Origin of the sequence: Neisseria sp. Marseille-Q2251, assembly GCF_940793045.1 — a bacterium.
In the GTDB taxonomy this organism is placed as follows: domain Bacteria; phylum Pseudomonadota; class Gammaproteobacteria; order Burkholderiales; family Neisseriaceae; genus Neisseria.
The window spans coordinates 57,552-84,001 of the sequence record NZ_CALNWV010000007.1; the positions used below are offsets into that span (position 1 = coordinate 57,552).

Sequence of the window (26,450 nt, forward strand, 5' to 3'; positions counted from 1 at the left end):
TCACAGATAAAAATGTTTGCCGTTGTTCGGGTTGCTTGCTTTCAAATCGGTCAACATCCGTTTGAAATCCAAGCCGTATTGTTCGCTTAATTTTTCTGCGCGTTTTTTCAGTTTGTCGAGGTTTTGCTCTTTCGGGCTGCTTTGAAACGCCATGACCGCCATATTGCCGTGGCTTTCAGCGGGCATTTCCAACACGCGGCCTTCGAAGACGTTGAGCAGGCGTTCGACGAAGCGTTGGTAGCGTTTGTCGCCGCTCCACCAGTTGGTGACGAATACGCCGTCGGGCGAGAGGGCGTTGCGGCAGTCTTGGAAGAAGGGTTCTTCCACCAGTGCGTCGATGATTTGTTCGCCGTCGAAGCCGTCCACCAAAATCACGTCGGTATTGTGGCGGAACACTTTGATGTATTCCGCGCCGTCCGCTTCGACGATTTCGAAGTTTTCCCCTTCAAAAGGCAGCTCGAACAGGCTTCGGGCGACGGCGATGACCTGCGGGTTGATGTCCACGGCGGTTTGCTTGGTGTCAGGCAGGTGGCTGTCTATCCAGCGCGCGAACGAGCCGCCGCCCAAGCCGATTTGGGTGATGTGTTTCGGCGTTTCTTCGGCAAACAGAAGCCAGCCCATCATTGCGCGGCTGTACGACAAAACCAGTTCGGCGGGATGGTCGAGGTTCATCGAGCTTTGGATGGTGTCGCTGCCCAGATGCAACGAGCGGATGTTGCCTTCTTCGGAAATGCCGACTTCGGGCAGGTCAGACTTGGCGCGGCGCAGGCGGCGGTAGGGGTGTCGTGGCATGGTGTAGGACGGATGGAGGGGAAAGGGGTATATTTTATCAGAGTGTCGTCTGAAATGCTTTTTGTGCTTGTGTTTTTCAGACGACCTTGTGCGGATATGCCTAAGCGGCTTGGTTTATATATGGGGTAATCATTACGCCTGAAATAAATTTCTTTTTAAATCAGATATTTTTTATAAAAATTTACTTTGTTGGCAACAAGCTCTTGCCAAGCGGGGCAGTTAACGGCATAATTCGGCTTCTTTGCCGGTATAGCTCAGTTGGTAGAGCACCTGACTTGTAATCAGGGGGTCCCGAGTTCGACTCTTGGTGCCGGCACCAGTTTATAGCTGAAGGTGCCGCAAGGTATTTCAGTAAGCCGGTATAGCTCAGTTGGTAGAGCACCTGACTTGTAATCAGGGGGTCCCGAGTTCGACTCTTGGTGCCGGCACCAATCAAACAGCCCGATTGTGAAAGCAGTCGGGCTGTTTTGCGTCTGCCGTTCGGGTGGCAGGGCGGCGGGCATTTCACTATAATAGCCCGTTTTAATCTAAAAGGTCGTCTGAAAAAAGGCGGAACACATTCCAATGATTACTGTGAACACACTGCAAAAGATGAAGGCAGAAGGCGAAAAAATCGCCATGCTGACCGCCTATGAATCCAGCTTTGCCGCGTTGATGGAGAATGCCGGCGTCGATGTTTTGCTGGTAGGCGATTCCTTGGGCATGACCGTGCAGGGACGCAAATCCACGCTGCCCGTCAGCCTGCGCGATATGTGTTACCACACCGAAAACGTCGCACGCGGTACGGAAAACGCGATGATTGTCAGCGACTTGCCTTTTGGTGCGTATCAACAGAGTAAAGAACAGGCGTTTGCCGCCGCTGCCGAACTGATGGCGGCAGGCGCACATATGGTCAAACTCGAAGGCGGCGTTTGGATGGCGGAAAGCACCGAATTCCTGCAAATGCGCGGCATTCCCGTCTGCGCCCATATCGGCTTGACCCCGCAGTCCGTGTTTGCGTTTGGCGGATATAAAGTGCAGGGGCGGGGCGATAAGGCGGAAGCCTTGTTGGCAGATGCGAAAGCATACGACCAAGCGGGTGCCGCCATCGTATTGATGGAATGCGTACCGGCGGAATTGGCGAAAAAAGTAACCGAAACCGTCTCTTGCCCGACCATTGGCATCGGTGCAGGTGTGGATTGCGACGGACAAGTTTTGGTCATGCACGATATGCTCGGCATTTTCCCGGGTAAAACCGCCAAATTCGTCAAAAACTTCATGCAGGGTAAAGACAGCATTCAAGCCGCCGTTGAAGCCTATGTCCATGAAGTCAAAGCCAAAACCTTCCCCGCGGCGGAACATTCGTTTGCTTGATACCCTCAACTAAAAAAGGTCGTCTGAAAAGGTTTTCATCGTGAAAACCGAATTTCAGACGACCTTTGTTTGTCCGTGTTCCCAGCGTATAATCGGCGCATGATTTTCGGGCTGACAAAACATGGCGGCTGTGTACCGTAATCCCGAAAAAGATAAAGGACATTTTCCATCATGCAAATCATTCATACCATTAAAGAATTACGCGAATGGCGCAAAAACGCAGGCAGCGTTGCCTTTGTTCCGACCATGGGCAATCTGCACGAAGGCCATCTCGCCCTCGTTCGCGAAGCCAAAAAACGCGCCGACAACGTTGTTGTCAGCATTTTCGTCAACCGCCTGCAATTCGGACAGGGCGAAGATTTCGACAAATACCCGCGCACCTTGCAGCAAGACGCCGACAAACTCGCCAACGAAGGCGTAGCCGTCGTGTTCGCGCCCGACGAAAAAGAGCTGTATCCCAATGTTGAGCAACGTTTCAACGTCGAACCGCCCAACCTTCAAAACGAATTGTGCGGCAAATTCCGCCCCGGGCATTTCCGCGGCGTGGCTACCGTCGTCAGCAAACTGTTCAACATCGTCCAACCGAATACCGCCTGTTTCGGCAAAAAAGACTACCAGCAGTTGGCGATTATCAAAGGCTTTGTCGAAGACCTGAATTTCAATATCGACATCGTCCCCGTCGATACCGGCCGCGCCGCCGACGGACTCGCGCTTTCCAGCCGCAACCAATACCTCAGCGAAGCCGAACGCGCCGAAGCCCCGCGTCTGTACCGCGAATTGCAGCGCGTCGCCGCCGAACTCAAAAACGGCAATCTCGATTACGTTGGATTGGAAACGCAAACCGTCCGCCGTCTGACCGAGGCAGGCTGGGTGGTCGATTACGTCGAAATCCGCCATGCCGAAAGCCTCGCCGTCGCGCGTACCGGCGACAAAGCCCTCGTCGTCCTCGCCGCCGCCCGACTGGGAACGACGCGTCTGATTGACAACTTGGAAGTCAGCTTGGCTTGATTGTTGGAATGGAAAAAGGTCGTCTGAAAACCAAATGTGTTTTCAGACGACCTTTTTGTTGGGGAAGCGTTTTACATCTGCACTGAGCCGATGACGGTGATGCTGATTTCTTCTGAGCCGGGAGAAGGAGCTTGGATGGTGTTGTTTTCGTCGCTTACCGCACTTCTGGCAACAGCGGATTCAGCACTCATCATTTTGGTGCGGGCGAAACCCAAACCGTTGTCGATGGAGCGGTTGCCGATGTGGCCTAAATTGAGTTTGACGATTTTGTAGTTGGAAAAGCCGAGTGTTTTCGCCAAATCTTGCGCGCGGTCTTTAAAGCGCAGGATGGCGGCTTTGCTGACTTGATCGACGGCGGCTTCGCGTTTTTCTTTGGATATGCTGAAGCTGATGCGGTTGAGCGTGGCAGATTGCAGCGTCTCGTCAATCAGGCGGTTGATTGCGTCAAAGTCTTTGCCTTCGACTTTGAACGAGGCAACTTCTTCCCAGCCTGTTTGGATACGTTTGCCGTTGTTGTTGTATTCATGGCGCGGGCTGGCACTGCGTCTGAGAAGTTCGGCTTGGAGTTTGTTGTTTTGTACGGCTTTGTTGAAGTCGTTGAATTTTTTTTGAAACGCTTTGTTAACCGTGGCGCGGTCTTTGCCTTCGGCATTGATGCTGAAGTGGGCGGTCATGGTGTCGCGGGTTATTTCGAGATGGGCAGATTCGGCAAATTCGACGATGTTGTATTGAAGGGTGTCGGTTTCGGCTGCGGCGGGCAGGGCGGTTGCGAGCACGAGGGCGGCAAGGATGGGGCGTAACATGGATTTTCCTTTTGGTATCGGATGTGGAAACGGATGATATTGGATAATTTGTGTCAGGTCGTCTGAAAGCGCGGCTTCAACAAAGTTGAAAAAGTTCTAACTTTGCTGCAACAGGTTTTCAGACGACCTCTGACGGTTAGCCGAAAAAGCCCATTTTGACTTGGATGAGTTTTTCGAGTTCGGGCAGGACGCGGCGGCGGGAGACGAAGAAGATGATGTGGTCGCCGTCTTGGACAATGGTGTCGGTGTGGTGCCCCATGATGACTTCGCCCGTTTCGGCGCGGACGATGGCGGCGATGTAGCAGTCGCCCGGCCATTTGATGCCGCTGATGCGCCTGCCGACGATGGCGGAGGTGTTTTTGTCGCCGTGGACGACAACTTCAATGGCTTCGGCAGTGCCGCGTCGGAGGGGATGGACGGCAACGATGTCGCCTCGGCGGATGTGGGCGAGGATGGAGCCGATGGTGATGAGGTGCGGCGACACGACGATGTCGATTTTGTTGCCTTCGAGCAAATCGACGTAGCTGGAGCGGTTGACGATGGTGACGACGCGCTTGGCACCGAGGTTTTTCGCCAACAGGCTGGACATGATGTTGTTTTCGTCGTCGTTGGTCAGGGCGCAGAATACGTCGATTTCGTCGATGTATTCTTCGTCCAGCAGCGTTTCGTCGGTGGCGCTGCCTTGCAGGACGAGGGTGTTGTCGAGGTTTTCGGCGAGCCACTCGGCGCGGCGGGGGTTGTGTTCGACGATTTTGATGTCGTATTTGGATTCGAGCTGCTTGGCAAGGCGGTAGCCGATGTTGCCGCCGCCGGCAATCATGATGCGGCGGGTGCGCGCTTCTTTGGGTCGCAGTTCGCGCATGATGATGTTGACGCTGCTGATGTCTGCGGCAAAAAGTACCTCGTCGCCTTCGATGATGACGGTTTGCGGCGTGGGGACGATGAGGCGGTTGTTGCGGTATATGGCGCAGATTTGGCAGTCCGCGCCTTCGGGGAGGTGTTGGTTGATGTCGGCGATTTCGCGGTTGACGAGCAGCCCGCCTTTACGCGCCTGTACGATGACCATGCGGACTTTGTCGCCGGCGAACCTCAATACCTGCAATGCACTGGTGTAGCTGAGCAGCCCAACGAGCTGTTCGGTAACGAGCTGTTCGGGGCTGATGGTTTCAGTGATGTCGAAGACGGTAAGGCTGCCGTTTTCCGTATCGCCGTTTTCGGGGTAGGAGTATTCCAGATATTCACTGGAGCGGACGCGGGCGATGCGGCTGGGGATATTGAAGAGGTCGGCGGCGATTTTACAGGCGACGATGTTGGTTTCGTCGCTGCGGGTCAGGGCGAGCAGGAGGTCGGAATCCGCCGCACCCGCCTGTTCGAGGATGAACGGGGATGCGCCGTTGCCGAGTATGGTTTGGACGTCGAGGCGGCTGCCGATGTGTTGCAGGGCTTTTTCGTCAATGTCGATAACGGTAACGTCGTTGCTGGAAACGGAGGCGAGGTTTTGCGCGACGGTCGAGCCGACCTGTCCGCTGCCGAGGATGAGGATTTTCACGGTTTGGGGTGTGGGTTGGTAAGGATGATGGGATTGTATAGTAAAACAAAATAAAAAGGCTACAATGCCATCCTTGCCTTATTGCGGCTGCTTTGAATCTACGGGGTCGTCTGAAAAATCGCCGCTCCGGTTTTCAGACGACCTTTTTGTCCAAATCCTTCATCGCCGAAACCTCACAACTCCTTAAAAATCAGCTATAATTGCCGACTATTTTGATTCCGGTATCCCTAATTTGAAATGGCACAAAAAATCCAATCCGTCAAAGGCATGAACGACCTTTTGCCCGTCGAACAGAAAGATTTCAAACTGACCGCCGCGTTTTGGCAGGCGTTTGAAGATGTGGTCGGCCGCTGGACGCGTGCTTATGGTTATCAGCAAATCCGTACGCCGATTGTCGAGCAGACGGGTTTGTTTGTCCGCTCCATTGGTGAAGAAACCGATGTGGTCGGCAAGGAAATGTACACGTTTTCCGATTCCAACGATTCTTTGAGCCTGAGCCTGCGCCCGGAGGGTACGGCGTCCTGCCTGCGTGCGGTGGTCGAACACAATTTGTTGTACAACAGCCCGCAAAAGCTGTGGTACATGGGTCCGATGTTCCGCCGCGAGCGTCCGCAAAAAGGACGTTACCGCCAGTTTCATCAAGTCGGCATCGAGGCGTTGGGTTTTGAAGGTCCGGACATCGACGCGGAAATCATCGCCATGTCGGCGGATTTGTGGGACAAACTGGGTATCCGCGATTACCTGACTTTGGAAATCAACAGCTTGGGCAACCGCGAAGAACGTGCGGCGCACCGTGCGGCTTTGGTCGAATATCTGACCCGTTATGAAGACAAATTGGACGAAGACAGCAAACGTCGTCTGAAAACCAATCCGTTGCGCGTTTTGGATTCCAAAAATCCCGATTTACAGGAAATCTGCAATGCCGCGCCGCATCTGACCGATTATCTGGGCGAGGAATCGCGCAATCATTACAGCCGTTTCAAAGCCATGCTGGAAGGCTTGGGCATTCAATACGTCGAAAACCCGCGATTGGTGCGCGGTTTGGATTATTACAATCAAACCGTTTTTGAATGGACGACCGACAAACTCGGCGCGCAGGCGACGGTGTGCGGCGGCGGACGTTACGACGGTTTGATTGAAGAACTCGGCGGCAAGCCCGCTCCGTCCATTGGTTTTGCAATGGGTATCGAGCGTTTGCTGCTGCTGGTTAGCGAATATGGTTCGCTGGAAGTCAATGCCGCGCCTGACGTGTACGCCATTCATCAGGGCGAGGGCGCGGATTTGCAAGTGATGAAATACGCACAAGCCCTACGCGCACAAGGTTTTAACGTGATGCAGCATTCCGGCTATCAAAGCCTGAAAGCGCAAATGAAAAAAGCCGACAACAGCGGCGCGCGCTTTGCCCTGATTGTCGCGCAAGACGAATTGGCGAACGGTACGGTTACGCTTAAAGAAATGAACGGCGCACACGGTCAGCAAACTGTCGCCGCCGACGATTTAATCCACACTTTACAACAATGGAAGAACGCATAAATGGCAGCCCATCTCGAAGAACAACAAGAGTTAGACAATTTTAAATACTTTTGGAAAACTACCGGCCGATGGCTGTTTGCCCTGCTGATGGCGGCGGCGTTGGGCTATTTGGGCTATACCATGTATAAAAGCCATAAAGCCTCGAAAAATCAGGAAGCTGCTGCGGTATTGGCGAAAATCGTCGATAAAATGCAGGCAAAAGCCTCGCAAGCCGAAGTGAATGCAGAGTTGACCAATCTTCAGCAAAACTATTCTGATTCCATTGCCGCCGCGCAAGCGACGCTGATGGCAGCTGCGACCGAATATGATGCCCGCCGCTACGACGTGGCTGAAGGTCATTTGAACTGGGTGCTGCAAAACCAAAAAGCCCCGCTGGTTCAAGCATTGGCGGCGCAGCGTTTGGGTATTGTCCTATTGCAGCAGAAAAAATACGATGCCGCGATTGCCGCTTTGAATACGAAAGTTGAAGCCGATTTCGAGCCGCTGCTGTTGGAAGCGAAAGGCGATGTTTATGCCGCGCAAAACAAAACCAAAGAAGCCGCGCAAAGCTATCAGCAGGCTTTGGAAAAGCTGCCTAAAGACGCCATCGAACGCGAATTGCTGCAAATGAAGTTGGATTCGCAAAAATAAGGTCGTCTGAAAAATTGAGAGATGTATGCGGCTTGTCGGAATCTTTCCGGCAAGCCTTGTCTGTTTTAATTGTGTTCCACTTTATATAGCGGATTAAAATAAAAATGAGACAAGGCGGCAATGTCTGCCGTGTACAGATCGTACATAAGGGCGTTGGCAACGCCGTAGCATTGCAATTTTAATCTACTATATTTTCAGACGACCCCTTATCTTTTTTAACCTACCGTGTTTTGAAAAACACCTGCTCGTGTTGCAGGTTCGCTTCCGAACCGACACTTGACACAGAAAGACTCCATCATGAAACCCACCATCGCCCTTGTCGGCCGCCCGAATGTCGGCAAATCCACCTTGTTCAACCGCCTGACGCGCACCAAAGACGCGCTTGTGCACGACCTGCCCGGCCTGACCCGCGACCGCCATTACGGACACGGCAAAATCGGCAGCAAACCTTATCTCGTCATCGATACCGGCGGTTTCGAGCCGGTTGTGGACAGCGGCATTTTGCACGAAATGGCAAAGCAGACTTTGCAGGCTGTCGATGAGGCCGACGCCGTCGTGTTTTTGGTGGACGGTCGCACCGGTCTGACCCCGCAAGACAAAATTATCGCCGACCGCCTGCGCCAAAGCCCGCGCCCCGTTTATCTGGCGGTAAACAAAGGCGAGGGCGGCAACAGAGCCGTGCTTGCCGCTGAGTTTTATGAATTGGCATTGGGCGAGCCGCACGTTATTTCCGGTGCGCACGGCGACGGCGTGTATTACTTAATTGAAGAAATTTTAGAAAAATTCCCTGAGCCAGAAGCCGAAGAAACAGAAGTCAAGCATCCTGTTTTTGCCGTTATCGGCCGTCCGAATGTCGGCAAATCCACGCTGGTTAACGCCATTCTCGGCGAAGAGCGCGTAATTGCCTTCGATATGGCAGGCACGACGCGCGACAGCATCCACATCGATTTCGAACGCGAAGGCAAACCGTTTACCATCATCGATACCGCAGGTGTGCGCCGTCGCGGCAAAGTCGATGAGGCGGTGGAAAAGTTCTCCGTTATCAAAGCCATGCAGGCGGTTGAGGCGGCAAATGTTGCCGTTTTGGTGTTGGACGCGCAGCAGGACATCGCCGACCAAGATGCCACGATTGCCGGTTTCGCTTTGGAAGCAGGGCGCGCGCTGGTGGTTGCCGTTAATAAATGGGACGGCATCAGCGAAGAGCGGCGCGAACAGATCAAACGCGACATTTCCCGCAAACTGTATTTCCTCGATTTTGCCAAGTTCCACTTCATTTCCGCATTGAAAGAACGCGGCATCGACGGATTGTTCGACAGCATTCAGGCAGCCTACAACGCCGCCATGATCAAAATGCCGACGCCGAAAATCACCCGCGTCCTGCAAAGCGCCATCGAACGCCAACAGCCGCCGCGCGCAGGTTTGGTGCGCCCGAAAATGCGTTATGCCCACCAAGGCGGCATGAACCCGCCGGTGATTGTGGTGCACGGCAATTCGCTGCACGCGATTTCCGACAGCTATACGCGCTACCTGACCCAGACGTTCCGCAAAGCTTTCAATCTGCAAGGTACGCCGCTGCGGATTCAATACAATGTTTCCGAAAATCCGTATGAAAACGCGGAAGACAAACCGAAGAAAAAACCTTTGCGCCGCGTCAGTCTGAGCAACCGCATCGAAAAACGCGAGGGTCGCAAGGAAGAGAAAAACCGTTTTAAAAAGAAAGCCAAAGTCAGCTTGAAAAAACAGCACAGCAAATAAATCTGACGAAACAAGGGGTGCGCCACGAGGCGTGCCCCTTTTAGATTGCAGTCGGAACGAGTAGGGCGGTTGGGGATGAAGCCTTTTTGGAGTTGGTTGGCTAAGATTTTGTAATAAAAGGATTTTGTTTGGTGGCAAGGTCGTCTGAAAATCCAAATCCTCCGCCGTATGTCTGATTGCAAAAATTGTTTGTATTGAAATAAATTTTTAATACATTGTGGTAGAAAATCGTTGAGAAGCCCGTTGTTTGATAGAGGTTTGCATATTCTTACGGAAAAATAGTTGGTAATTTTTCTCGTTCGGGTCTACAATCCGACTCATGTTCGTTTTCAAAACGATTTCAAAATCATAATAATGGAGCTTATGAATATGACAGCTAAAGGACAAATGTTACAAGATCCTTTTTTGAATGCGTTGCGTAAAGAGCACGTTCCGGTTTCGATTTATCTGGTCAACGGTATCAAACTGCAAGGCCAAGTCGAGTCGTTTGACCAATACGTCGTTCTGCTGCGTAATACTTCCGTTACCCAAATGGTTTATAAACACGCGATTTCAACTATCGTTCCTGCCCGTGCCGTGAGCCTGCAACACGAGAACAAACCCCAAGCCGCTGCGGCTGCCCCGGTTCAAGTTGAAACTGTGCAACCTGCCGAATAATGTATGTAACGCATTAATCGATTCTGATACCTTACCGCTTAGCCGGTAAGGTATTTTTATTTTCAGCCGACCTCTGTACGGTTTCATCTTATGCAGCTTGAAAACATCCTCCCTTTTGCACACTCGCTTCTCAAACAAGCCTTAAAACCCGATGCCCGAGCTTTGGATGGCACGGCGGGAAACGGCAACGATACGCTGATGCTGGCGCGTTCGGTCGGCAGCGGCGGAAAAGTGTGGGCGTTTGACGTGCAAGAGCAGGCATTGGCAAACACGCGAATGCGCTTGGAAGAAGCGGGCATGGCGGATAGGGTGGAACTGATATGGGACGGACATGAAAACCTAGCCGCCCATATCCGCGAACCGTTGGACGCGGCGGTATTCAATTTCGGCTGGCTGCCCGGCGGCGATAAAAGTTGTACGACAGAAGCGGCAACCAGTATCCGCGCGTTGTCATCCGCCTTATCGCTGCTGAAAACGGGCGGGCTGGCGGTTGCCGTCTTATATCCAGGACATGAGGCGGGGCAGCATGAAGCGCAGGCAATCGAAGACTGGGCGCAGCAGTTGCATCAGGATGAATTTGCCGTTTTGCATTACGGCTTTATCAACCGCCGCAACCGCCCGCCATATTTGTTGGCGTTTGAAAAGTTACGTCAAGAATGAATGTTTGCGGTAGAATAGACGCTTCTCTCAAAAACAATAACGTGCGACCGCTATGCAATATCTGTTTGTAAAATACAGCCATCAGATTTTCGTTACCATCACCATTTTGGTGTTCAATATCCGCTTTTTCCTGCTTTGGCGGCATCCCGACAAACCTTTGGCGGGCATCTGGAAAGCCCTTCCCCATCTCAACGACACCATGCTGCTCTTTACCGGCTTGTGGCTGATGAAGATTACCCACTTTTCGCCTTTCAATTCGCCGTGGCTCGGCAGCAAAATCCTGCTGCTCTTGGTTTACATCGGGCTGGGCATGGTCATGATGCGATCCCGTCCGCGTTCGCCGAAGTTTTACGCCATTTATGTTTTGTCGATGGCTTGCGTCGGTTGTATCGTCTATCTTGCCAAAACCAAAACGCTGCCGTTTTAAAGAGGTCGTCTGAAAATGCCGCCAACCCATTTTGCCGTCATCGCTTTGGGCAGCAACCTTGCCGACCCCGCCCGCCAAGTCCGCGCCGCATTGTCCGCGCTGGAGGCGCATCCGCAGATTCAAATCGAAAAAACTTCCTCGCTGTACGTAACCGCGCCGGTCGGCTACGACGATCAGCCTGATTTCGTCAACGCCGTTTGTTCCGTCCGCACTTCATTAGACGGCGTTTCGCTGCTTGCTGTGTTGAACCGCATCGAGGCGGATTTCGGGCGGGAACGCACGTTCCGCAATGCTCCGCGCACGTTAGACTTGGACATCATCGACTTTGACGGCATCTCCAGCAGCTACCCGCATCTGACCCTGCCGCATCCGCGCGCGCACGAACGCAGCTTTGTGATGAAGCCGCTGGCTGAAATCCTGCCCGATTTTGTTTTGGGCGGACACGGACGGGCGGCGGATTTGGCGGCTGCTTTGGGCGATGAAGGCATACGCCTGTTGGAAGCCGTTTGAGGCAAGGCGGTGAAATATAGTGGATTAACTTTAAACCAGTACAGCGTTGCCTCACCTTAGCTCAAAGAGAACGATTCTCTAAGGTGCTGAAGCACCAAGTGAATCGGTTCCGTACTATCTGTGCTGTCTGTGGCTTCGTCGTCTTGTCCTGATTTTTGTTAATCCACTATAAAAACGCCTGTTTGCTTCAATCGCGTGTCAAAGTTTTTATTTGAGGCAACTAGGTTCAAGAGGTCGTCTGAAAAGGGAAATGGCTTGGAAGTTTCCTTTTTCAGACGACCTTTCAAGAAGGACGGCGGCAGGTTTGGGCAAATTCCGTCGGTCTGATAAAATGCCCCTTTCCAAAATATCAAAACAAAATTATCCATCAAACCATGAACTACCGTTATATTGTCGTCGAAGGCTCCATCGGCAGCGGGAAAAACGCATTGAGCCGCCGCCTTGCAGAACATTTCAGCGCGATGTCGCTGGCGGAAAACCCCGAACACAACCCCTTTCTTATGAAGTTTTACGCCAACGCCTCACATCACGGCTTGGCAACCGAGCTTTTTTTCCTGATGCGCCGCGCGGAAAGCGTGGACATCATCAAAAACGAATACGCACAAGGCGGCATGGTCGTCGCTGATTTCCTGTTGGAAAAGGACCGGATTTTCACGCCGGTCGTGTTGAATGAAGACGAGCAGCAGCTCTTCGCCGATTTGAAACAAAAAATCCTGCCCCAGTATCCCGCGCCCGATTTGGTGATCTACCTGCAAACCGCCGTGGACGGCAACCGCAAACGCCTGCAAAAACGCGGCGACGGCATCATCAATCTTTTTCCTGAGGGCTATTTGGGGCGGATACACGAGGGGTACAGCCAGTTTTTCCACCTTTATCAAAATTCCCCGCTGCTGACCGTCAATGCCGACGAGTTGGATTTGCAAGGCAATGACGAACATTTCCAACTGTTGCTCAATGCGCTGAACGATTTGCAGGGAACGCGAAATTATCTGAATTTGAGCGAACGCTGACGCAGTGTGCAAGATTATGGTGAAACGCTAAAGCGGCTATGTTTGGGATTCATTTTATTTCCTGATCCGCTACTATAGTGGATTAAATTTAAATCAGGACAAGGCGACGAAGCCACAGACAGCACAGATAGTACGGAACCGATTCACTTGGTGCTTCAGCACCTTAGAGAATCGTTCTCTTTGAGCTAAGGCGAGGTAACGCCGTACTGGTTTAAAGTTAATTCATTATACATTTCCGTCTTAGGTCGTCTGAAAGGATACATCATGACCCAATACCGATTCACTTTGCCCTCAAGTAGCGGCAACGACTTTGACTCCGCCGAACATCTGCCGCTGGTTGTCTATTTCTACCCCAAAGACAGCACGCCCGGCTGCACCACCGAAGGCTTAGATTTCAACGCCCGTTTGCCGCAATTCAAAGAACTCGGCTACACCGTCGTCGGCATCTCGCGCGACGGCGTGAAATCGCATCAGAATTTCTGCGCCAAGCAAGGCTTCAATTTTGAATTGTTGAGCGACAAAGACGAAACCGTGTGCAAAATGTTTGACGTGATCAAGCTGAAAAAGCTGTACGGCAAAGAGTCTTTAGGCATTGAACGCAGCACCTTCGTCTTGGACGCAAACGGCGAAATCAGCCACGAATGGCGCAAAGTCAAAGTCGCCGGACACGCGCAGGAAGTTTTGGAAACGCTGTCCCGATAAACCGATAATGCAGTAAAAGGTCGTCTGAAAACGAACATGGCGGGTTCTGCCCAAGCAGGTTTTCATTTTCAGACGACCTTTTATATCATTTTCAGACGACCTTTTATAATGGACGTCAATCAGGGCAGGGTTGCTTGTCCTGATTCATATTCGATCTACGATATAGCTAAATTATAGTGGATTAACTTTAAACCAGTACGGCGTTGCCTCGCCTTGCCGTACTATCTGTACTGTCTGCAGTTTCGTCGCCTTGTCCTGATTTAAAGTTAATCCACTATACTTTATTTTCGATACGTAACTTATCGGTTGTCGTCATTCCTGCCTCGCCCACGCGAGGACAGGCTACGGCGGGAATCCATTTTTGAAATTCAGAAACTGTTTTTCAAACCAATGTTTCTCAAGTTTTACGATGGATTCCCGCCGGCGCGGATTGAGGGAATTGGATGACATGCTGTGTTTAAAGTTAAGTATGCTTGCGATACACCATCTTCGGACTGCCCATAAAACTCCATGACCGATGAACTCATAGACAAACTGCTCGAATCCCTGTGGCTGCAAGACCGTCTCAGCCACAACACCTTGCAAGGCTACCGCCGCGATTTGGAAAAAATCGCCGCGCGTTTGGAAGCGGGCGGGCATACCTGGCTGGATGCCGAAGCTGCCGATTTGGCGGATGTCGTCTATGCGGCGGACGAAAAACACAGCTCGCAGGCGCGCGCCTTGTCCGCCTGCAAACGCCTATACGCCTGGCTGGAAGAAACCGAGCGTCGGACGGACAACCCGACCCGTTTCCTCAAAGCCCCGAAACAGACGCAAAAACTGCCTACACTGATTACCGAAGCGCAAATCGAAAACCTGCTTGCCGCGCCCGATACCGACACGCCGCACGGCCTGCGCGACAAAGCCCTGCTCGAAGTCATGTACGCCACAGGTCTGCGCGTAACTGAAGCCGTCAAGCTCCAACTGGGCGACCTCGACCTCAACCGCGGCTGCATCCGCACCATAGGCAAAGGCGACAAACTGCGTATCGTGCCTATGGGCGAAGAAGCCGTTTACTGGGTCGAACGCTATTGCGCCGAATCGCGCCCGCTACTGCTCAAAAACAAAATCTGCGACGAAGTCTTCGTCAGCCAAAAACGCAGCGGCATCTCCCGCCAACTCGCGTGGATGATTGTCAAAAACTACGCCGAAGCCGCCGGCATCACCTCGCTCAGCCCGCACGGCCTGCGCCACGCCTTCGCCACCCACCTCGTCAATCACGGCGTCGATTTGCGTGCTGTCCAGCTCATGCTCGGACACGCCAACATCAACACCACGCAAATCTACACCCACGTCGCCAACATCCGCCTGAAAAACATCATTGACGTACACCATTCGCGAAACTAAACGATTTCATTAAAAAAGGTCGTCTGAAAACGGAAATCTTGTTTTCAGACGACCTTTTGCCTTTATCCGTCAAACCGCTGCTGCTTCAGGTTTGGCTTTGTTTTTCTTGAATTTCAACACGGCTTCTTCTTTTGCCGCATCCCAGTCTATCCGCACGAAGCCGCCGTCGGCGAGTTTGCCGAACAGGAGTTCGTCGGCGAGCGGTTTGCGGATTTTTTCCTGAATCAGGCGGTGCATCGGGCGCGCGCCCATTTGCGGGTCGAAACCTTTTTCCGCCAGATATTTGCGCAATGCCGGCGTGAATTCGGCCTCGACTTTTTTGTCGAGGAGCTGGTGCTCGAGCTGGAGCAGGAATTTGTCCACGACTTTGGCGATGACGGGTTCGGACAAGGGCGCAAATGGGATAATCGCGTCCAAGCGGTTGCGGAACTCTGGCGTGAAGAGTTTGTTGATCGCCTGCATTTCGTCGCCGCGTTCGCGCTTGGCGGTAAAGCCGAGGCTGGGGCGGCTGAGGCTTTCCGCGCCTGCGTTGGTGGTCATAATCAGGATGACGTTGCGGAAATCGGCACTCTTGCCGTTGTTGTCGGTCAGTTTGCCTGCGTCCATGACTTGTAGGAGGACGTTGAAAATGTCGGGGTGGGCTTTTTCGATTTCGTCTAAGAGTAATACGCAGTGCGGATGTTTGTTGGCGGCTTCGGTCAAAAGACCGCCCTGGTCAAAGCCGACGTAGCCCGGCGGCGCGCCGATGAGGCGCGATACGGCGTGTGGCTCCATGTATTCGGACATGTCGAAACGTTGCAGCGGTACGCCCATCGAGTAGGCAAGCTGTTTGGCGACTTCGGTTTTGCCGACGCCGGTCGGACCGGAGAAGAGGAAGCTGCCTATGGGTTTGTCGGGCAGGGCGAGGCCGGAACGCGACATTTTGACGGCAGCAACCAGCGCGTCGATGGCGTTTTCCTGACCGTAAACCATGTTTTTCAAATCGCGGCCGAGGAATTGCAGCACTTGTTTGTCGTCGTTCGACACGGTTTTTTCAGGAATCCGCGCGACTTTGGCGATGACGGTTTCTATTTGCGCTTTGCCGATGACTTTTTTCTGTTTGGATTTGGGCAAAATCCGTTGCGCTGCGCCTGCTTCGTCCATCACGTCGATGGCTTTGTCGGGCAGGAAACGCTCGTTGATGTAGCGGGCGGAGAGTTCGGCGGCGGCTTCGAGTGCGCCTTGCGTGTAGCGGACTTGGTGGAAACCTTCAAACATCGGTTTCAAGCCGCGCAGAATTTGCACGGTCTCGGCGACGGTGGGTTCGACCACGTCGATTTTTTGGAAGCGGCGGCTTAAGGCATGGTCTTTGTCGAAAATAGTGCGGTATTCGTCGTAGGTGGTCGCGCCGATGCAGCGCAGCGAACCTTTTGCCAGCGCGGGTTTGAGCAGGTTGGATGCGTCCATCGTGCCGCCGCTCGTGCTGCCTGCGCCGATGATGGTGTGGATTTCGTCGATAAACAAAATGGCGTGCGGGATTTTTTCGAGCTGCTTCAAGACGGATTTGACCCGAGCTTCAAAGTCGCCGCGGTATTTTGTACCCGCCAAAAGCGAACCCATATCCAGCGCGTACACTTCGGCCTCTTTGAGCGCGTCGGGAATATCGCCGTTGACGATTTGATGCGCCAAGCCTTCCGCCAGCGCAGTTTTGCCCACGCCTGCTTCGCCGACCAAAAGCGGATTGTTTTTGCGGCGGCGGCACAGGATTTGTACCAGCCGTTCCATTTCGTGTTTTCTGCCGATTAAGGGGTCGATGCGGCCGGCTTTGACTTCGGCGTTGAGGTTGACGGTGTAGTCCGACAACGAGCCGCTTTTCGATTCGATAGGGTCGTCTGAATCATTGTCGGGGTCGTCTGAAAAGCCTTTGTGTTCGTCATCTTCAGTTGCACCGTGGGCAATGCAACGCAAAACTTCAAAACGCGTAACCGATTGCAGCTTGAGGAAATAGACGGCGTGGCTGTCGGTTTCGCTCATCAGCGCCACCAAAACGTCCAAAGGCTCGACCAAGCCTTTGCCCGCCGATTGGGTATGCACCATTGCGCGCTGGATGACACGTTGGAAGCCGAGCGTGGGCTGGGTTTCGACCGTGTCTAAAAGGTGGTCGGGAATCTGCGGGGTATTTTCGGCAACGCTGGCGGCGAGTTGTTCGGACACCACTTTCAAATCCGCGCCGCAGAGCTTGAGGACGTTGGGGACGGAGGCATCTTCTTCGATTAACACCAAAAGCAGATGTTCGAGGCTGATAAATTCATAATGAGCCTTACGCGCCTCGCGGTAAAGCTGTTGCAAAATCTGTTCCAATTCGGGTGAAAGCATATTAAATCTCCTCGACAATACATTGCAGCGGATGCCCTTCGGCTTTTGCCCGCTGCATGACTTGTTGTTGTTTGGTTTGGGCGATGTCCCGTGTGTAAGTGCCGCACAAGCCTTTGCCTTCGTGATGAACCAAGAGCATTACCGCCACCGCCTGCTCTTCTCCGAGCATAAAGATTTCGGTTAGGATTTCGACGACGAATTCCATCGTGGTGTAATCGTCGTTCAGCAAAAATACGCCGTAACGTTTCGGTGGGGCGGTTTTTTGGTCGCTTAAAAGAGTATCGGATTCGTGATGTGTGTTTGGGTTGTTCATAAATATTTTGGCTTTGTGGAAGAGGGTTTGTTTTCAGACGACCTTGTGAAAGGTTTGATACCAAATGAATCTATAAATAAAGTGATTATAAGGTTTATTTCGATTTCTGTTGTATTTTGGTCGGTTTCCGCCATTTTCGCATTTTTTCCCTTGTATGGCTTGACGTTTTGACTTAACAAATGTAAAAAGACGGTTAAGCAGAAGCTGGCACTCGACCAAGTATATAAAGCTAGGGAGAAACGCTGAACGTTTAAGTTTGCTGTATGCCTTATTTTGCTGATTTTGTTAATTTTTAAGTATAGGAAGTTTCTAATGGCAACCGGTATCGTAAAATGGTTTAACGACGCTAAAGGTTTTGGTTTCATCACTCCTGATGAAGGTGGCGAAGATCTGTTCGCTCACTTCTCAGCGATCAACATGGATGGTTTCAAAACCCTGAAAGAAGGTCAACGCGTATCTTTCGACGTAACCACCGGCCCTAAAGGCAAACAAGCTGCTAACATTCAGGCTGCTTAATTAAACGTGCGGCTTATGCCGTAGAATAATGGCGGGATTGATTCCCCGCCATTTTTTATTGTCTATGAGAAACGGAACCTATATGGCAGAAGACACGCAAAACACCGCCTACGAAAACGCCTTACGGCAGCTGGACGAACTCATCGCGCATCTTCGCAGCAGCGGGGAAGTGAGCTGCGCTGTGGCGGAACAAGAAGACCTGATGCTGATACGGCTTGCCGATTTGAAAATCGATTTGAGGCCGAATGATGAAAAGGCGATAGCGGATATCGACCGGTTTTACCACCGCCATTTGGGCGACGGTAAATGAGGACGGATGATCGCAATCGCGTGATAAAGGTCGTCTGAAATCTCTATTTCGCCCCTGCCTGTTTTTTGGGCAGTATTATTTTTCCTTTTAGTATCAAAAAGTAATCCAATATATCCACAACTGGATTCACATAAAGCAAGGATAACTATATTTTTTCTTCATCATGCCTTCGGGGTCGTCTGAAAATCCATTTCTTCCATACAGCGAACACATTTACTCAAACGGCTTTTTCTGCCAATAAAACTTATCCTTCTTCAGACGACCTTTAAAAATTTCATCGCCACCCAGCTCAAATACCAATGCACCCGACAAGTCCGTCCGCAACAAAGTCGCGCCGTGTGCGCGGACGCGGGTTTGGACGGCGGGGGTGGGGTGTTTGTAGGCGTTGGCGTAGCCACTGGAAGCGACGGCATATTTGGGCGCGACGGTGTTTAGGAAGCCGCCGGATGAAGCCGTATTGCTGCCGTGGTGTCCCAATATCAAAACTTGGCTGTACAGCGAGCTGCCGTAGCGTTCTACCAGTTCTGCTTCGCCCTTCACGCCCAAATCACCCGTAACCAGCAAAGCCTGTCCGTCAGAAACGACGCGCAAGACGCAGCTTCGGTCATTGTCTTCGCCGCCCGGGTTTTCAGACGACCTCAATAACTCGAAATCCACACCGTCCCATTGCCATTGCGCTTCGGCACAAAATTTTGCGTTCGGATAAAACTCAGGCTGCCCCGCCAACGTTTCGCCGATTTCAATATCGGAAACGGCATCCAAACCGCCGTCGTGGTCGCTGTCGTGATGCGACAGAATCAGCTTGTCCAAACGGCGCACGCCCATGGCGTTCAGGCTTGGCACGATACCTGTTTGCGCCGCCTGCGCCGTACCCGTGTCAAACAGCAGGTTGCGGTCGCGCGTCTGTACCCATACCGACAAACCCTGTCCCGCGTCCATCACGGTAATCCGCGCCAACCCGTCGTCCAGTCGTTCGGGGCGGTAAAACACAAATCCAGCCAACACCAAACACGCCCAAGGCCGCAGCCCCAGTCCGCGCGGCAACAGCCACAGCAAAGCCGCCGCAAGAGCCAAAACCAACAGCGGCACAGGCGCGGCGGCTACGGCAAATTCAGGCGATACCTCCGCCAGCCAAACCAAGCCGCACAAAGTGTATTCCGCCAAACCTGCCGCCACCCATTGCAAAGACGCAAACGGCAACACCGACCCCAACAACGCCAACGGCGTCAGCACCCAAGAAAACCAAGGAATCATCGCCGCATTGACCAAAGGGCTGATGATGGGCAACGACGCAAAAATATAGCCCAACAATACCACCGACAACACCGTCGCCGCCCATTGTCCGCGTACAGCCAAACGCCAGCCGCGTTCTTTCAGACGACCCGCTGAAGCCCAAATCAAGGCGGCAACCAAGCCGAACGACAGCCAAGTGCCTACGCCCAAAACCGCCAGCGGATCAAGCAGCAACACTACTGCCAAAGCCTGCCACCACGCCGTCCAGCCCGAAGACAGGCCGCCGCGCCACCAAGCCCAGGCAAACGCCGCCAACATCAAAACGCTGCGCTGCGTCGGCACGGAAAAGCCCGCCAGCAACGCATAAAACAAAGCCCCTGCCGCGCCGCCCGCCAAAATCCATACGCGCGGTTTAGCTGGTATCCAAGGCAGTCGTCTGAAAATCAGTTTGACCAGCCAACCCGCCAAAACTGCCACCATCGTAACGTGCAGCCCCGAAATGCTGACCAAGTGCGTCAAGCCCAAAGGTCGGAATGCTTGCCACAATTCGGGTCTCAATGCCGATTGTTCGCCTATGCTCAAAGCCCGCATCAATCCGATACCGTCCGAAAAATCCGGACTGTCCGCCCCGACAGCCTGCCAACGGCGGCTAACCGCATCGCGCCACACCGCCAAGCTGACACCGCCTCCCTCGCGAACCAAGCTCCTGCCTTTGCCCAGCGTACCCGCGCCATCCAAACCGTTTGCCAACGCCCAAGCCTCGCGGTTCAACCCGCGCAGGTTCACTTCGCCGATAACCGGCTTGAGCCGTGCCGACACCTTCCAGCGGCTGCCCACCGCCCAATCGCGTTTCTGATAATCCGACAGTAATAAATCAAACTGCCGCCCATCCTCCGTCCACGCCTTCGCCTCAAACTGCACCCGCCGCCCGTCACCGCGCGGCATATCCGCGACTTCAACCGTCAACACCGACTCCGAAGCCCCGTTCAGTGGCCATTGCGACGACAAAGCCGCTTCCGTCCGAAACACGCCGTAAGCCGCGCCAAGCAGGACACACAGCATCATTCCCGCCGCTGCAAACCGCCGCGAAGCCGCCAGCAAAACCAATGCCGCCGCCAGCCACACGCCCCAATGCGGTACAAACGGCAAAGCGAACGAAGCGATGACGCCGACTGCCCAAAACGGCAATCCATAATATTTCAGCAAAACTGTTTCCCTTTTTATTATTAGTTTTGAAATTAGGTGGGGATAATAATTGAATTTCCTACAAACGTCATGAAAAAGGTCGTCTGAAAACCTGATTGTGGGTTTTCAGACGACCTTTCGTCTTAGGGTTTCGATATTTCACATCGGCAACGCGGTTTTATAAATTTTGCAAACGCTCGACCGAAGGGGCGTAGTAATATGCGCCGGAAACAGCAGTCGAGAGATGCTTGAGCAGCAGGTCGGTTTTGCCGTCGGCATCGCCGAACATGTGCAAAAGCTGTACTTCGATGTTGTGCAAGGTATGGCAGTAGGCAGTGAACATCAGACCGTGTTCGCCGCTGATTTTGCCGAAGGGCAGGCTGCGGCGGACGATTTTCAGACCCACGCCGTTTTCTTTCAGGTTGACGCGGCCCAAATGCGAATCAGGTAGGCGCACGTCTTTGCTGAACTCTTCATTCGTTTCTTTGCTGCGGCCAACGCTGGCTTCTTGTTCGGCAACGGGGACGGCATCCCATTTTTTCAGGTCGTGCAGGTATTTTTGCAGCAGGACGTAGCTGCCGCCGGCATCGGGTCGGCCTTCGGGAATAATGGCGACATTGCGGACGTTTTCATCGCCTTGCGGATTTTCAGTGCCATCGACGAAGCCGTCCAGTCCGCGGTCTTCATACAGGCGCAAGCCGTGTTCCTCGGTGGCGATGCTGATGCTGTCGCCGAACGCGGCAAAGACGGATTGTGCGAGCGCGAAGGCGGCTTTTTGGCGGCAGGCTTGGATGTGGATGTAGATATCGTGTTGGGTTGAGGGTGCAAGACCGTTGCCCATCACGGGGAAGGGCTTGATTTCGCTGCCTTCTTCTGCATGTCCGAACGCTTTCCATGCTTCGCTGCCGAAGGCGATGGTCATGCCTAAAATGTCTTCTGGAAAGCGGGTTTTGAGTTTCTCCAAGGCTTCAAGTGAGCTTCGGCAGGAGGTTTTGATGTCGTCGTAACGGTGGTCGCGGATGTCGGCTTCGATGAATATGCCGGCTTGGGCGTGGTCGGGGATGATGGAAGTTTGCGGGCGGGGCATTGTGTTTCCTTTTCAGTTTATTGAGTTTTTCGGACAATATTATAGCACTTAAGGTTTTAAGACGACCTCGTCTGAAAGGGCGGATATGATAGAATCCGCCGTTTGTGTTCTGATTTTCAACAGGTTCGCTTTATGTTTGGTACGATGTTTTTGATTATGATTCTATTGCTCCAGCTTTTCACGTTCGGGTTGGGGCGTTCGTTGCAATGGCTGTTCGCGCCGGTGGTCGGTAAGGTGGGCAGGCGTTGGCTCATGGGGGTGTCGTATTTCGTGACTAACGGCCTGCTGGCAGGGCTTTTGTTGGAGTTAGGTCATTTTATGTTCCGCATCATGGCGTTTTGGATGGTGTTGCTGCTGTTTGTGATGTATGCGGCATTGGCGACGTTTATCCTGTTTCTTCTGCTGCGCAAATTCGTGGCTAGCCGGTCGCTGTCGCGCAGCCTGCGGTTGTTCGCGCCGTTGTTTGTGTTCGGTTTGGTTGGCTTTGGGCTGTACAACGCCTATACGCCCGTCGTCCGTCATCAGACCGTCGTGATCGATAAGAAAATGGACAAACCGCTGCGCATCGGCGTGGCAAGCGACCTGCACTTGGGAATTTTGTTCGGCGCGCGGCAACTGGATAAGCTGGTGGACATCATGAACCGCGAAAAAGTCGATTTAATCCTGTTGCCGGGCGATTTGATGGACGACAACGTTGATGCCTACCGCAAAGAGAATATGCAGCCGCATCTGGGTCGTCTGAAAGCGCCGCTGGGTGTTTACGCGACTTTGGGCAATCACGATATGTTCGGCGACAGCGCGCGCATCCGCCATGACCTTGAAGCGGCGGGCATTACCGTACTTGGCAACCAAGTGTTGCAACAAGATGCTTTCTTGCTCGTCGGCCGCAATGATGACTTGGATCACGACCGTCCGTCTGTCGCGCAGTTGCTGGAAAACCACAATACCGACCAGCCTGTTTTGCTGATGGATCACCGCCCGACCGAAGTCGAGGCGCACGCCACGCTGCCTATTGATGTTCAAGTTTCCGGCCATGTACACAACGGTCAAATCGCGCCGGCGAACCTGATTGTCCGCACGCTCTACCGCCTTGCCTACGGCTACGAGGAAATCGGCGGAAGACACTTTTTTGTTACGTCCGGCTACGGTTTCTGGGGGATTCCGCTGCGCTTGGGTTCTCAGTCGGAAGTTTGGGTGATTGATGTGAAGGGGAAATAGCGGGTATTGCAAAATGAAAAGATAAAAAATACAGGCTTGCCGTTGCGCAGCCTGTATTTTTTTATTCGCTGTGAAATGTTATGAGGTGCGCGACTTTGCTGTTTTCTAGAATACTCTTGCTAATCTATTAAATAAATCAAAATAAGGAAATTAATAGAAAATTACCAAATAAAACCATTCAAAGCAGTCTTGCAATGCAAACTGTTTTTATTTATATTCACGTTTAAGAATAAAACACACTATCAATACTGAGCGAAAGAAAACACGGAGCACATTATGTTTGTCTGCATTTGCAACGCCATTACCGACCACGACATTAAAGAAACCATCGCAGCCGGTGCCAGTACCATGAGCGATTTACAGGCTCAATTGGGCGTTGCTACCTGTTGCGGCTGCTGCGGCGAATTGGCGGCTTCTTTCCTGAATGCCAACAATGCGCAAACGACCGTTACTGCCGGCATTAATGTGCAATCCTAATCTTATCTAAAAGCATTCTTAAAGGTCGTCTGAAACCGAAATCCAAGGTTTCAGACGACCTTTGCATTAATCGCCGCCTTTATCTTACAATCCGTTTTCGTTTATCACACCGCAAAGCATCCGCCATGAAGCTGACCCTGATGTTCCGAGAATATTGCAGTCTCTGTCACAAAATGCGTGAACAGCTCAAGCCGTATCAAGAGGCATTCGGTTTTGAGTTGGAAATCTTCGATGTCGATGAAGACCCTGTTTTAGAAGAACAATATAACGAGCTTGTCCCCGTCTTATTAGATGGGAACAAAGAAATCTGCCATTGGTTTTTGGATGAGGAAAAACTGACGGCTTGGTTGGAAGGGAAAAAACCGATCGTCCGAGCATAGTTTGTTGTTCCATCCTGATTTGAAGTCAATCCCTTATCAATAAAAAAGGTCGTCTGAAAATCCCAAACGGAGTTTTTCAGACGACCTTTGTTATGGTTGAAACCGGATTATTCAGCCTTCAAACCTGCCACACACTGCTTGTCGCGATCTTCAAATGCTTGCGCACCGCCGAGCAGGTCGAGCTGTTCTTGCGGGCTGAGTTTGCCTAATGAACGGATTTGCTCTTCGGAAAGTTTGTCCAAAGGCTTGTCCCACATACAGGTGCAGTAATCGGCGGCGAGTTTGCTGTTGTTTGAATCCAAACCCCTTTCTTTCAAATCGTTTTGCCATTTTTCGGCAAAGGGGATGTTTTTCACGCAAGACTCAAAGATGTTCTGCTTTGCCTGCGGTTTAGACATGGCGCATTGGGAGAGCAGGGCGGTCGCGGCGAGCAACGCCAAAATGACCCACGCCCAAATGCGGATGGTGCGGATTTTGGCTTTTGCTTTTTTACGCGCTGCGGCTTGCTCTTCAGCGGACATTTCGTTTTTCGGCTCAGTCATGCAGGCTTTCCATGCGGATCATGGTGATCGGTTTTTCCACGCAGCTTAATGCTTCGATGGCGGCAATGGCGCGTTTGATGTGTTTCTCGACTGTGCTGTGGGTCAGAATCACGATTTCGGCGGTGGTTTGGTCGATTACGCCTTTTTGGATTAAGGCTTCGATGGACACGTTTTCTTTTGCTAAAAGCGCGGCGATTTGTCCCAGCGTACCCGGTTCGTCTTTGGCTTGGACGCGCAGGTAGTAGCTGCTGGTGATTTCGTCCATAGGCAGGATGGTTTGCGCTTGGACTTGCGCGGGTTGGAACGCCAGATGCGGTACGCGGTGGTCGGTATTCGCTTCAATCAGGCGGGCGATGTCGATGATGTCGGCAACCACGGCGGAAGCGGTCGGCAATGCGCCTGCGCCCGCGCCGTAATATAAGGTTTCGCCCACCATATCGGCATTGACGCGCACGGCGTTCATCACGCCGTTGACGTTTGCCAAGAGGCGGCTTTCGGGAATCAGGGTCGGATGGACGCGCAATTCGATGCCTTTGTCGGTTTTGCGGGTGATGCCTAGAAGTTTGATGCGGTAGCCGAGTTCTTCAGCGTATTTGATGTCGCGGCTGTCGAGTTTGCTGATGCCTTCGAGGTAGCAGGCGGAGAAGTTCATCGGCGTACCGAATGCCAGCGCGCTCATGATGGTGATTTTATGGCCTGCATCGTTGCCTTCGATGTCGAAGGTCGGATCGGCTTCGGCGTAACCCAATGCTTGCGCTTCTTTCAATACGTCGGCAAACGCGCTGCCTTTTTCGCGCATTTCGGAGAGGATGAAGTTGCTGGTGCCGTTGATGATACCGGCGATGCTGCGGATGCGGTTGGCGGCGAGGCCTTCGCGCAGGGCTTTGATAATCGGGATGCCGCCCGCCACAGCCGCTTCAAATTGCACCATGACATTTTTTTCTTCCGCCAACGGGAAGATTTCGTTGCCGTATTCGGCGAGCAGTTTTTTGTTGGCGGTAACGATGTGTTTGCCGTTTTCAATGGCTTTCAACACCGCATCTTTGGCGATGCCGGTACCGCCGAACAATTCGACGACGACATCGACGTCTTCACGCGCGACCAGTTCGAACGGGTCTTTGACAAAGGCTGCGGACGGGCAGATTTGGCGGGCTTTTTCTTCGCTCAAGTCGCATACGGCACTGATGCGCACTTCGCGTCCCAAACGGCGGCTGATTTCCGCCGCATTGTCCTGCAACACGGCAGCCGTACCGCCGCCGACCGTACCTAAACCTAAAAGACCGATGTTTACTGGCTTCATTGTGCCTCCTTGTGAGCCGATTTTCTTAAATCAAAAAGTAAAAACAGAAATTCAGAAAGCCCGAAACGCACCGCCGCCGCAGATTGATATAATGCTGATTTTGCAAGGGCGGAAGGCGCAGGCTAAAGTCGCCCATCCTACCTGAAATTGCCTGATTTTGCACCTTTTTTACGGAACGCAGCGAAAGGGGGCAAGGCCTGTTTAAAATAGATGTATCAAGCCGAGAAAGAAACGGAAGAAAAATGCTGATTGAAGAAAACAAAACCGATGAAACCCTAAGCCTGACCGCTTATCGGGCGGGCGCAATCGAAGCGGGCGGCAAAACCTACACCGCGCCCATCATCTGGCGCAACGGCAAAATTGAAGCGATGAACGTGCAAACGCCGTCCGAACTGACTGCCGACGACCTGTTTCAGACGACCTCCGAGTCGGACGGTTGGCCCGAAGTCATTATTGTTGGCACAGGAGAGAAGCAGCAGTTCCTCCACCCGAAAATTGCTGCCGAACTTGCCGTACACGGCATCGGGCTGGAATGTATGAACACAGCCTCCGCCTGTCGAACGCTGGTGTTGCTGCAAGGCGAAGGGCGCAGCGTTTGGGCTTGGCTTTGGGGGTGAACGGGCATACGGTGCAATATAGTGGATTAACTTTAAACCAGTACGGCGTTGCCTCGCCTTAGCTCAAAGAGAACGATTCTCTAAGGTGCTGAAGCACCAAGTGAATCGGTTCCGTACTATCTGTACTGTCTGCGGCTTCGTC

The 26,450-nt window shown here is 52.6% G+C and carries 27 protein-coding genes and 2 tRNA genes; 20 read left to right on the forward strand and 9 right to left on the reverse strand.

Annotated elements, in window-relative coordinates:
- The gene (locus AAG834_RS04625) at positions 1-792 is read right to left on the reverse strand and encodes a polyamine aminopropyltransferase (protein ID WP_070514339.1); all 792 of its coding nucleotides are present in this window, start codon (positions 790-792) and stop codon (positions 1-3) included.
- A gap of 243 nt (positions 793-1,035) precedes the next feature.
- On the opposite strand from AAG834_RS04625, the gene AAG834_RS04630 reads away from it, so the two are divergent.
- From AAG834_RS04630 to panC, 4 genes are all read left to right on the forward strand, one after another.
- A tRNA-Thr gene (locus AAG834_RS04630) sits at positions 1,036-1,111 on the forward strand.
- 36 nt (positions 1,112-1,147) lie between these two features.
- A tRNA-Thr gene (locus AAG834_RS04635) sits at positions 1,148-1,223 on the forward strand.
- Between the two features lie 133 nt (positions 1,224-1,356).
- Positions 1,357-2,145, forward strand: a complete 789-nt coding sequence (panB, locus tag AAG834_RS04640; RefSeq protein WP_342031408.1) for a 3-methyl-2-oxobutanoate hydroxymethyltransferase — start codon at positions 1,357-1,359, stop codon at positions 2,143-2,145.
- Between the two features lie 171 nt (positions 2,146-2,316).
- On the forward strand, positions 2,317-3,153 hold the full coding sequence (gene panC, locus AAG834_RS04645; RefSeq protein ID WP_070514341.1) for a pantoate--beta-alanine ligase: 837 nt from the start codon (positions 2,317-2,319) through the stop codon (positions 3,151-3,153).
- Positions 3,154-3,224: 71 nt separating this feature from the next.
- On the opposite strand, the gene AAG834_RS04650 is transcribed toward panC, so the two are convergent.
- Together AAG834_RS04650 and trkA are read right to left on the reverse strand one after the other, a co-directional pair.
- The gene (locus AAG834_RS04650) at positions 3,225-3,956 is read right to left on the reverse strand and encodes an SIMPL domain-containing protein (protein WP_070514342.1); all 732 of its coding nucleotides are present in this window, start codon (positions 3,954-3,956) and stop codon (positions 3,225-3,227) included.
- Positions 3,957-4,092: 136 nt separating this feature from the next.
- Positions 4,093-5,505: a Trk system potassium transporter TrkA gene (trkA, locus tag AAG834_RS04655; protein WP_342031409.1), complete on the reverse strand. Its 1,413-nt coding sequence runs from the start codon at positions 5,503-5,505 to the stop codon at positions 4,093-4,095.
- 237 nt (positions 5,506-5,742) lie between these two features.
- On the opposite strand from trkA, the gene hisS reads away from it, so the two are divergent.
- The 10 genes from hisS (at position 5,743) to xerD (ending at position 14,775) form a co-directional block, all read left to right on the forward strand.
- The gene (gene hisS, locus AAG834_RS04660; RefSeq protein ID WP_342031410.1) at positions 5,743-7,038 is read left to right on the forward strand and encodes a histidine--tRNA ligase; all 1,296 of its coding nucleotides are present in this window, start codon (positions 5,743-5,745) and stop codon (positions 7,036-7,038) included.
- Positions 7,039-7,668 carry a YfgM family protein gene (locus AAG834_RS04665; RefSeq protein ID WP_342031411.1) on the forward strand — a complete coding sequence of 210 codons (630 nt, stop codon included), beginning with the start codon at positions 7,039-7,041 and terminating at the stop codon, positions 7,666-7,668.
- Between the two features lie 297 nt (positions 7,669-7,965).
- Positions 7,966-9,423 carry a ribosome biogenesis GTPase Der gene (gene der, locus AAG834_RS04670; protein WP_342031412.1) on the forward strand — a complete coding sequence of 486 codons (1,458 nt, stop codon included), beginning with the start codon at positions 7,966-7,968 and terminating at the stop codon, positions 9,421-9,423.
- A gap of 369 nt (positions 9,424-9,792) precedes the next feature.
- Positions 9,793-10,080, forward strand: a complete 288-nt coding sequence (hfq, locus tag AAG834_RS04675; RefSeq protein WP_029609698.1) for an RNA chaperone Hfq — start codon at positions 9,793-9,795, stop codon at positions 10,078-10,080.
- Between the two features lie 90 nt (positions 10,081-10,170).
- Entirely contained in the window at positions 10,171-10,740 is a 570-nt protein-coding gene (locus tag AAG834_RS04680) for a class I SAM-dependent methyltransferase (RefSeq protein ID WP_342031413.1), read from the forward strand.
- A gap of 52 nt (positions 10,741-10,792) precedes the next feature.
- Positions 10,793-11,167: a SirB2 family protein gene (locus AAG834_RS04685; RefSeq protein WP_003762962.1), complete on the forward strand. Its 375-nt coding sequence runs from the start codon at positions 10,793-10,795 to the stop codon at positions 11,165-11,167.
- A 15-nt stretch (positions 11,168-11,182) separates the two neighbouring features.
- On the forward strand, positions 11,183-11,677 hold the full coding sequence (gene folK / locus AAG834_RS04690; protein WP_342031414.1) for a 2-amino-4-hydroxy-6-hydroxymethyldihydropteridine diphosphokinase: 495 nt from the start codon (positions 11,183-11,185) through the stop codon (positions 11,675-11,677).
- A gap of 374 nt (positions 11,678-12,051) precedes the next feature.
- Entirely contained in the window at positions 12,052-12,687 is a 636-nt protein-coding gene (locus tag AAG834_RS04695; RefSeq protein WP_070514483.1) for a deoxynucleoside kinase, read from the forward strand.
- A gap of 264 nt (positions 12,688-12,951) precedes the next feature.
- Positions 12,952-13,389 carry a peroxiredoxin gene (locus tag AAG834_RS04705; protein ID WP_342031425.1) on the forward strand — a complete coding sequence of 146 codons (438 nt, stop codon included), beginning with the start codon at positions 12,952-12,954 and terminating at the stop codon, positions 13,387-13,389.
- Between the two features lie 510 nt (positions 13,390-13,899).
- The gene (gene xerD, locus AAG834_RS04715) at positions 13,900-14,775 is read left to right on the forward strand and encodes a site-specific tyrosine recombinase XerD (protein WP_342031415.1); all 876 of its coding nucleotides are present in this window, start codon (positions 13,900-13,902) and stop codon (positions 14,773-14,775) included.
- Between the two features lie 69 nt (positions 14,776-14,844).
- Here the strand turns inward: xerD and clpA are convergent, their stop codons facing one another.
- Positions 14,845-17,130 (reverse strand): ATP-dependent Clp protease ATP-binding subunit ClpA, encoded by a 2,286-nt coding sequence (gene clpA, locus AAG834_RS04720; RefSeq protein ID WP_342031416.1) that lies wholly within the window; start codon positions 17,128-17,130, stop codon positions 14,845-14,847.
- A gap of 1 nt (position 17,131) precedes the next feature.
- Complete coding sequence (clpS, locus tag AAG834_RS04725; RefSeq protein WP_003741750.1) at positions 17,132-17,443, reverse strand: ATP-dependent Clp protease adapter ClpS; 312 nt, start codon at positions 17,441-17,443, stop codon at positions 17,132-17,134.
- Positions 17,444-17,755: 312 nt separating this feature from the next.
- Here clpS and AAG834_RS04730 point away from each other — a divergent pair, with 312 nt between their 5' ends.
- Positions 17,756-17,959: a cold-shock protein gene (locus AAG834_RS04730; RefSeq protein ID WP_003682902.1), complete on the forward strand. Its 204-nt coding sequence runs from the start codon at positions 17,756-17,758 to the stop codon at positions 17,957-17,959.
- Positions 17,960-18,041: 82 nt separating this feature from the next.
- The gene (locus AAG834_RS04735) at positions 18,042-18,269 is read left to right on the forward strand and encodes a branched-chain amino acid ABC transporter (protein ID WP_342031417.1); all 228 of its coding nucleotides are present in this window, start codon (positions 18,042-18,044) and stop codon (positions 18,267-18,269) included.
- Positions 18,270-18,482: 213 nt separating this feature from the next.
- Here AAG834_RS04735 and AAG834_RS04740 read toward each other — a convergent pair whose 3' ends face one another.
- Together AAG834_RS04740 and AAG834_RS04745 are read right to left on the reverse strand one after the other, a co-directional pair.
- Complete coding sequence (locus AAG834_RS04740; RefSeq protein ID WP_342031418.1) at positions 18,483-20,708, reverse strand: DNA internalization-related competence protein ComEC/Rec2; 2,226 nt, start codon at positions 20,706-20,708, stop codon at positions 18,483-18,485.
- Between the two features lie 157 nt (positions 20,709-20,865).
- Entirely contained in the window at positions 20,866-21,774 is a 909-nt protein-coding gene (locus AAG834_RS04745; RefSeq protein ID WP_342031419.1) for a Dyp-type peroxidase, read from the reverse strand.
- A 132-nt stretch (positions 21,775-21,906) separates the two neighbouring features.
- On the opposite strand from AAG834_RS04745, the gene AAG834_RS04750 reads away from it, so the two are divergent.
- The 3 genes from AAG834_RS04750 to AAG834_RS04760 all read left to right on the forward strand — a co-directional run bounded on the left by AAG834_RS04750 (position 21,907) and on the right by AAG834_RS04760 (position 23,849).
- Entirely contained in the window at positions 21,907-22,992 is a 1,086-nt protein-coding gene (locus AAG834_RS04750) for a metallophosphoesterase (RefSeq protein ID WP_342031420.1), read from the forward strand.
- A gap of 276 nt (positions 22,993-23,268) precedes the next feature.
- Positions 23,269-23,469, forward strand: coding sequence for a (2Fe-2S)-binding protein (locus tag AAG834_RS04755; RefSeq protein WP_049229952.1), 201 nt, complete (start codon positions 23,269-23,271; stop codon positions 23,467-23,469).
- A 125-nt stretch (positions 23,470-23,594) separates the two neighbouring features.
- On the forward strand, positions 23,595-23,849 hold the full coding sequence (locus AAG834_RS04760) for a glutaredoxin family protein (protein WP_342031421.1): 255 nt from the start codon (positions 23,595-23,597) through the stop codon (positions 23,847-23,849).
- A gap of 107 nt (positions 23,850-23,956) precedes the next feature.
- On the opposite strand, the gene AAG834_RS04765 is transcribed toward AAG834_RS04760, so the two are convergent.
- Complete coding sequence (locus tag AAG834_RS04765) at positions 23,957-24,391, reverse strand: hypothetical protein (protein ID WP_070511861.1); 435 nt, start codon at positions 24,389-24,391, stop codon at positions 23,957-23,959.
- Positions 24,384-25,691, reverse strand: coding sequence for a homoserine dehydrogenase (locus AAG834_RS04770; protein WP_342031422.1), 1,308 nt, complete (start codon positions 25,689-25,691; stop codon positions 24,384-24,386). Before AAG834_RS04770 ends, AAG834_RS04765 begins: the two co-directional genes overlap by 8 nt.
- 242 nt (positions 25,692-25,933) lie before the next feature.
- Here AAG834_RS04770 and AAG834_RS04775 point away from each other — a divergent pair, with 242 nt between their 5' ends.
- Positions 25,934-26,308 carry an Mth938-like domain-containing protein gene (locus tag AAG834_RS04775; RefSeq protein WP_342031423.1) on the forward strand — a complete coding sequence of 125 codons (375 nt, stop codon included), beginning with the start codon at positions 25,934-25,936 and terminating at the stop codon, positions 26,306-26,308.
- Positions 26,309-26,450 lie beyond the last annotated feature (142 nt).

Excerpts from the sequence above, each read along its gene's own strand:
- AAG834_RS04625 (WP_070514339.1), bottom strand. The coding sequence starts at position 792 with ATGCCACGACACCCCTACCGCCGCCTGCGCCGCGCCAAGTCTGACCTG.
- panB (WP_342031408.1), top strand. The coding sequence starts at position 1,357 with ATGATTACTGTGAACACACTGCAAAAGATGAAGGCAGAAGGCGAAAAA.
- panC (WP_070514341.1), top strand. The coding sequence starts at position 2,317 with ATGCAAATCATTCATACCATTAAAGAATTACGCGAATGGCGCAAAAAC.
- AAG834_RS04650 (WP_070514342.1), bottom strand. The coding sequence starts at position 3,956 with ATGTTACGCCCCATCCTTGCCGCCCTCGTGCTCGCAACCGCCCTGCCC.
- hisS (WP_342031410.1), top strand. The coding sequence starts at position 5,743 with ATGGCACAAAAAATCCAATCCGTCAAAGGCATGAACGACCTTTTGCCC.
- AAG834_RS04665 (WP_342031411.1), top strand. The coding sequence starts at position 7,039 with ATGGCAGCCCATCTCGAAGAACAACAAGAGTTAGACAATTTTAAATAC.
- der (WP_342031412.1), top strand. The coding sequence starts at position 7,966 with ATGAAACCCACCATCGCCCTTGTCGGCCGCCCGAATGTCGGCAAATCC.
- hfq (WP_029609698.1), top strand. The coding sequence starts at position 9,793 with ATGACAGCTAAAGGACAAATGTTACAAGATCCTTTTTTGAATGCGTTG.
- AAG834_RS04680 (WP_342031413.1), top strand. The coding sequence starts at position 10,171 with ATGCAGCTTGAAAACATCCTCCCTTTTGCACACTCGCTTCTCAAACAA.
- AAG834_RS04685 (WP_003762962.1), top strand. The coding sequence starts at position 10,793 with ATGCAATATCTGTTTGTAAAATACAGCCATCAGATTTTCGTTACCATC.
- folK (WP_342031414.1), top strand. The coding sequence starts at position 11,183 with ATGCCGCCAACCCATTTTGCCGTCATCGCTTTGGGCAGCAACCTTGCC.
- AAG834_RS04695 (WP_070514483.1), top strand. The coding sequence starts at position 12,052 with ATGAACTACCGTTATATTGTCGTCGAAGGCTCCATCGGCAGCGGGAAA.
- AAG834_RS04705 (WP_342031425.1), top strand. The coding sequence starts at position 12,952 with ATGACCCAATACCGATTCACTTTGCCCTCAAGTAGCGGCAACGACTTT.
- xerD (WP_342031415.1), top strand. The coding sequence starts at position 13,900 with ATGACCGATGAACTCATAGACAAACTGCTCGAATCCCTGTGGCTGCAA.
- clpA (WP_342031416.1), bottom strand. The coding sequence starts at position 17,130 with ATGCTTTCACCCGAATTGGAACAGATTTTGCAACAGCTTTACCGCGAG.
- clpS (WP_003741750.1), bottom strand. The coding sequence starts at position 17,443 with ATGAACAACCCAAACACACATCACGAATCCGATACTCTTTTAAGCGAC.
- AAG834_RS04730 (WP_003682902.1), top strand. The coding sequence starts at position 17,756 with ATGGCAACCGGTATCGTAAAATGGTTTAACGACGCTAAAGGTTTTGGT.
- AAG834_RS04735 (WP_342031417.1), top strand. The coding sequence starts at position 18,042 with ATGGCAGAAGACACGCAAAACACCGCCTACGAAAACGCCTTACGGCAG.
- AAG834_RS04745 (WP_342031419.1), bottom strand. The coding sequence starts at position 21,774 with ATGCCCCGCCCGCAAACTTCCATCATCCCCGACCACGCCCAAGCCGGC.
- AAG834_RS04750 (WP_342031420.1), top strand. The coding sequence starts at position 21,907 with ATGTTTGGTACGATGTTTTTGATTATGATTCTATTGCTCCAGCTTTTC.
- AAG834_RS04755 (WP_049229952.1), top strand. The coding sequence starts at position 23,269 with ATGTTTGTCTGCATTTGCAACGCCATTACCGACCACGACATTAAAGAA.
- AAG834_RS04760 (WP_342031421.1), top strand. The coding sequence starts at position 23,595 with ATGAAGCTGACCCTGATGTTCCGAGAATATTGCAGTCTCTGTCACAAA.
- AAG834_RS04765 (WP_070511861.1), bottom strand. The coding sequence starts at position 24,391 with ATGACTGAGCCGAAAAACGAAATGTCCGCTGAAGAGCAAGCCGCAGCG.
- AAG834_RS04770 (WP_342031422.1), bottom strand. The coding sequence starts at position 25,691 with ATGAAGCCAGTAAACATCGGTCTTTTAGGTTTAGGTACGGTCGGCGGC.
- AAG834_RS04775 (WP_342031423.1), top strand. The coding sequence starts at position 25,934 with ATGCTGATTGAAGAAAACAAAACCGATGAAACCCTAAGCCTGACCGCT.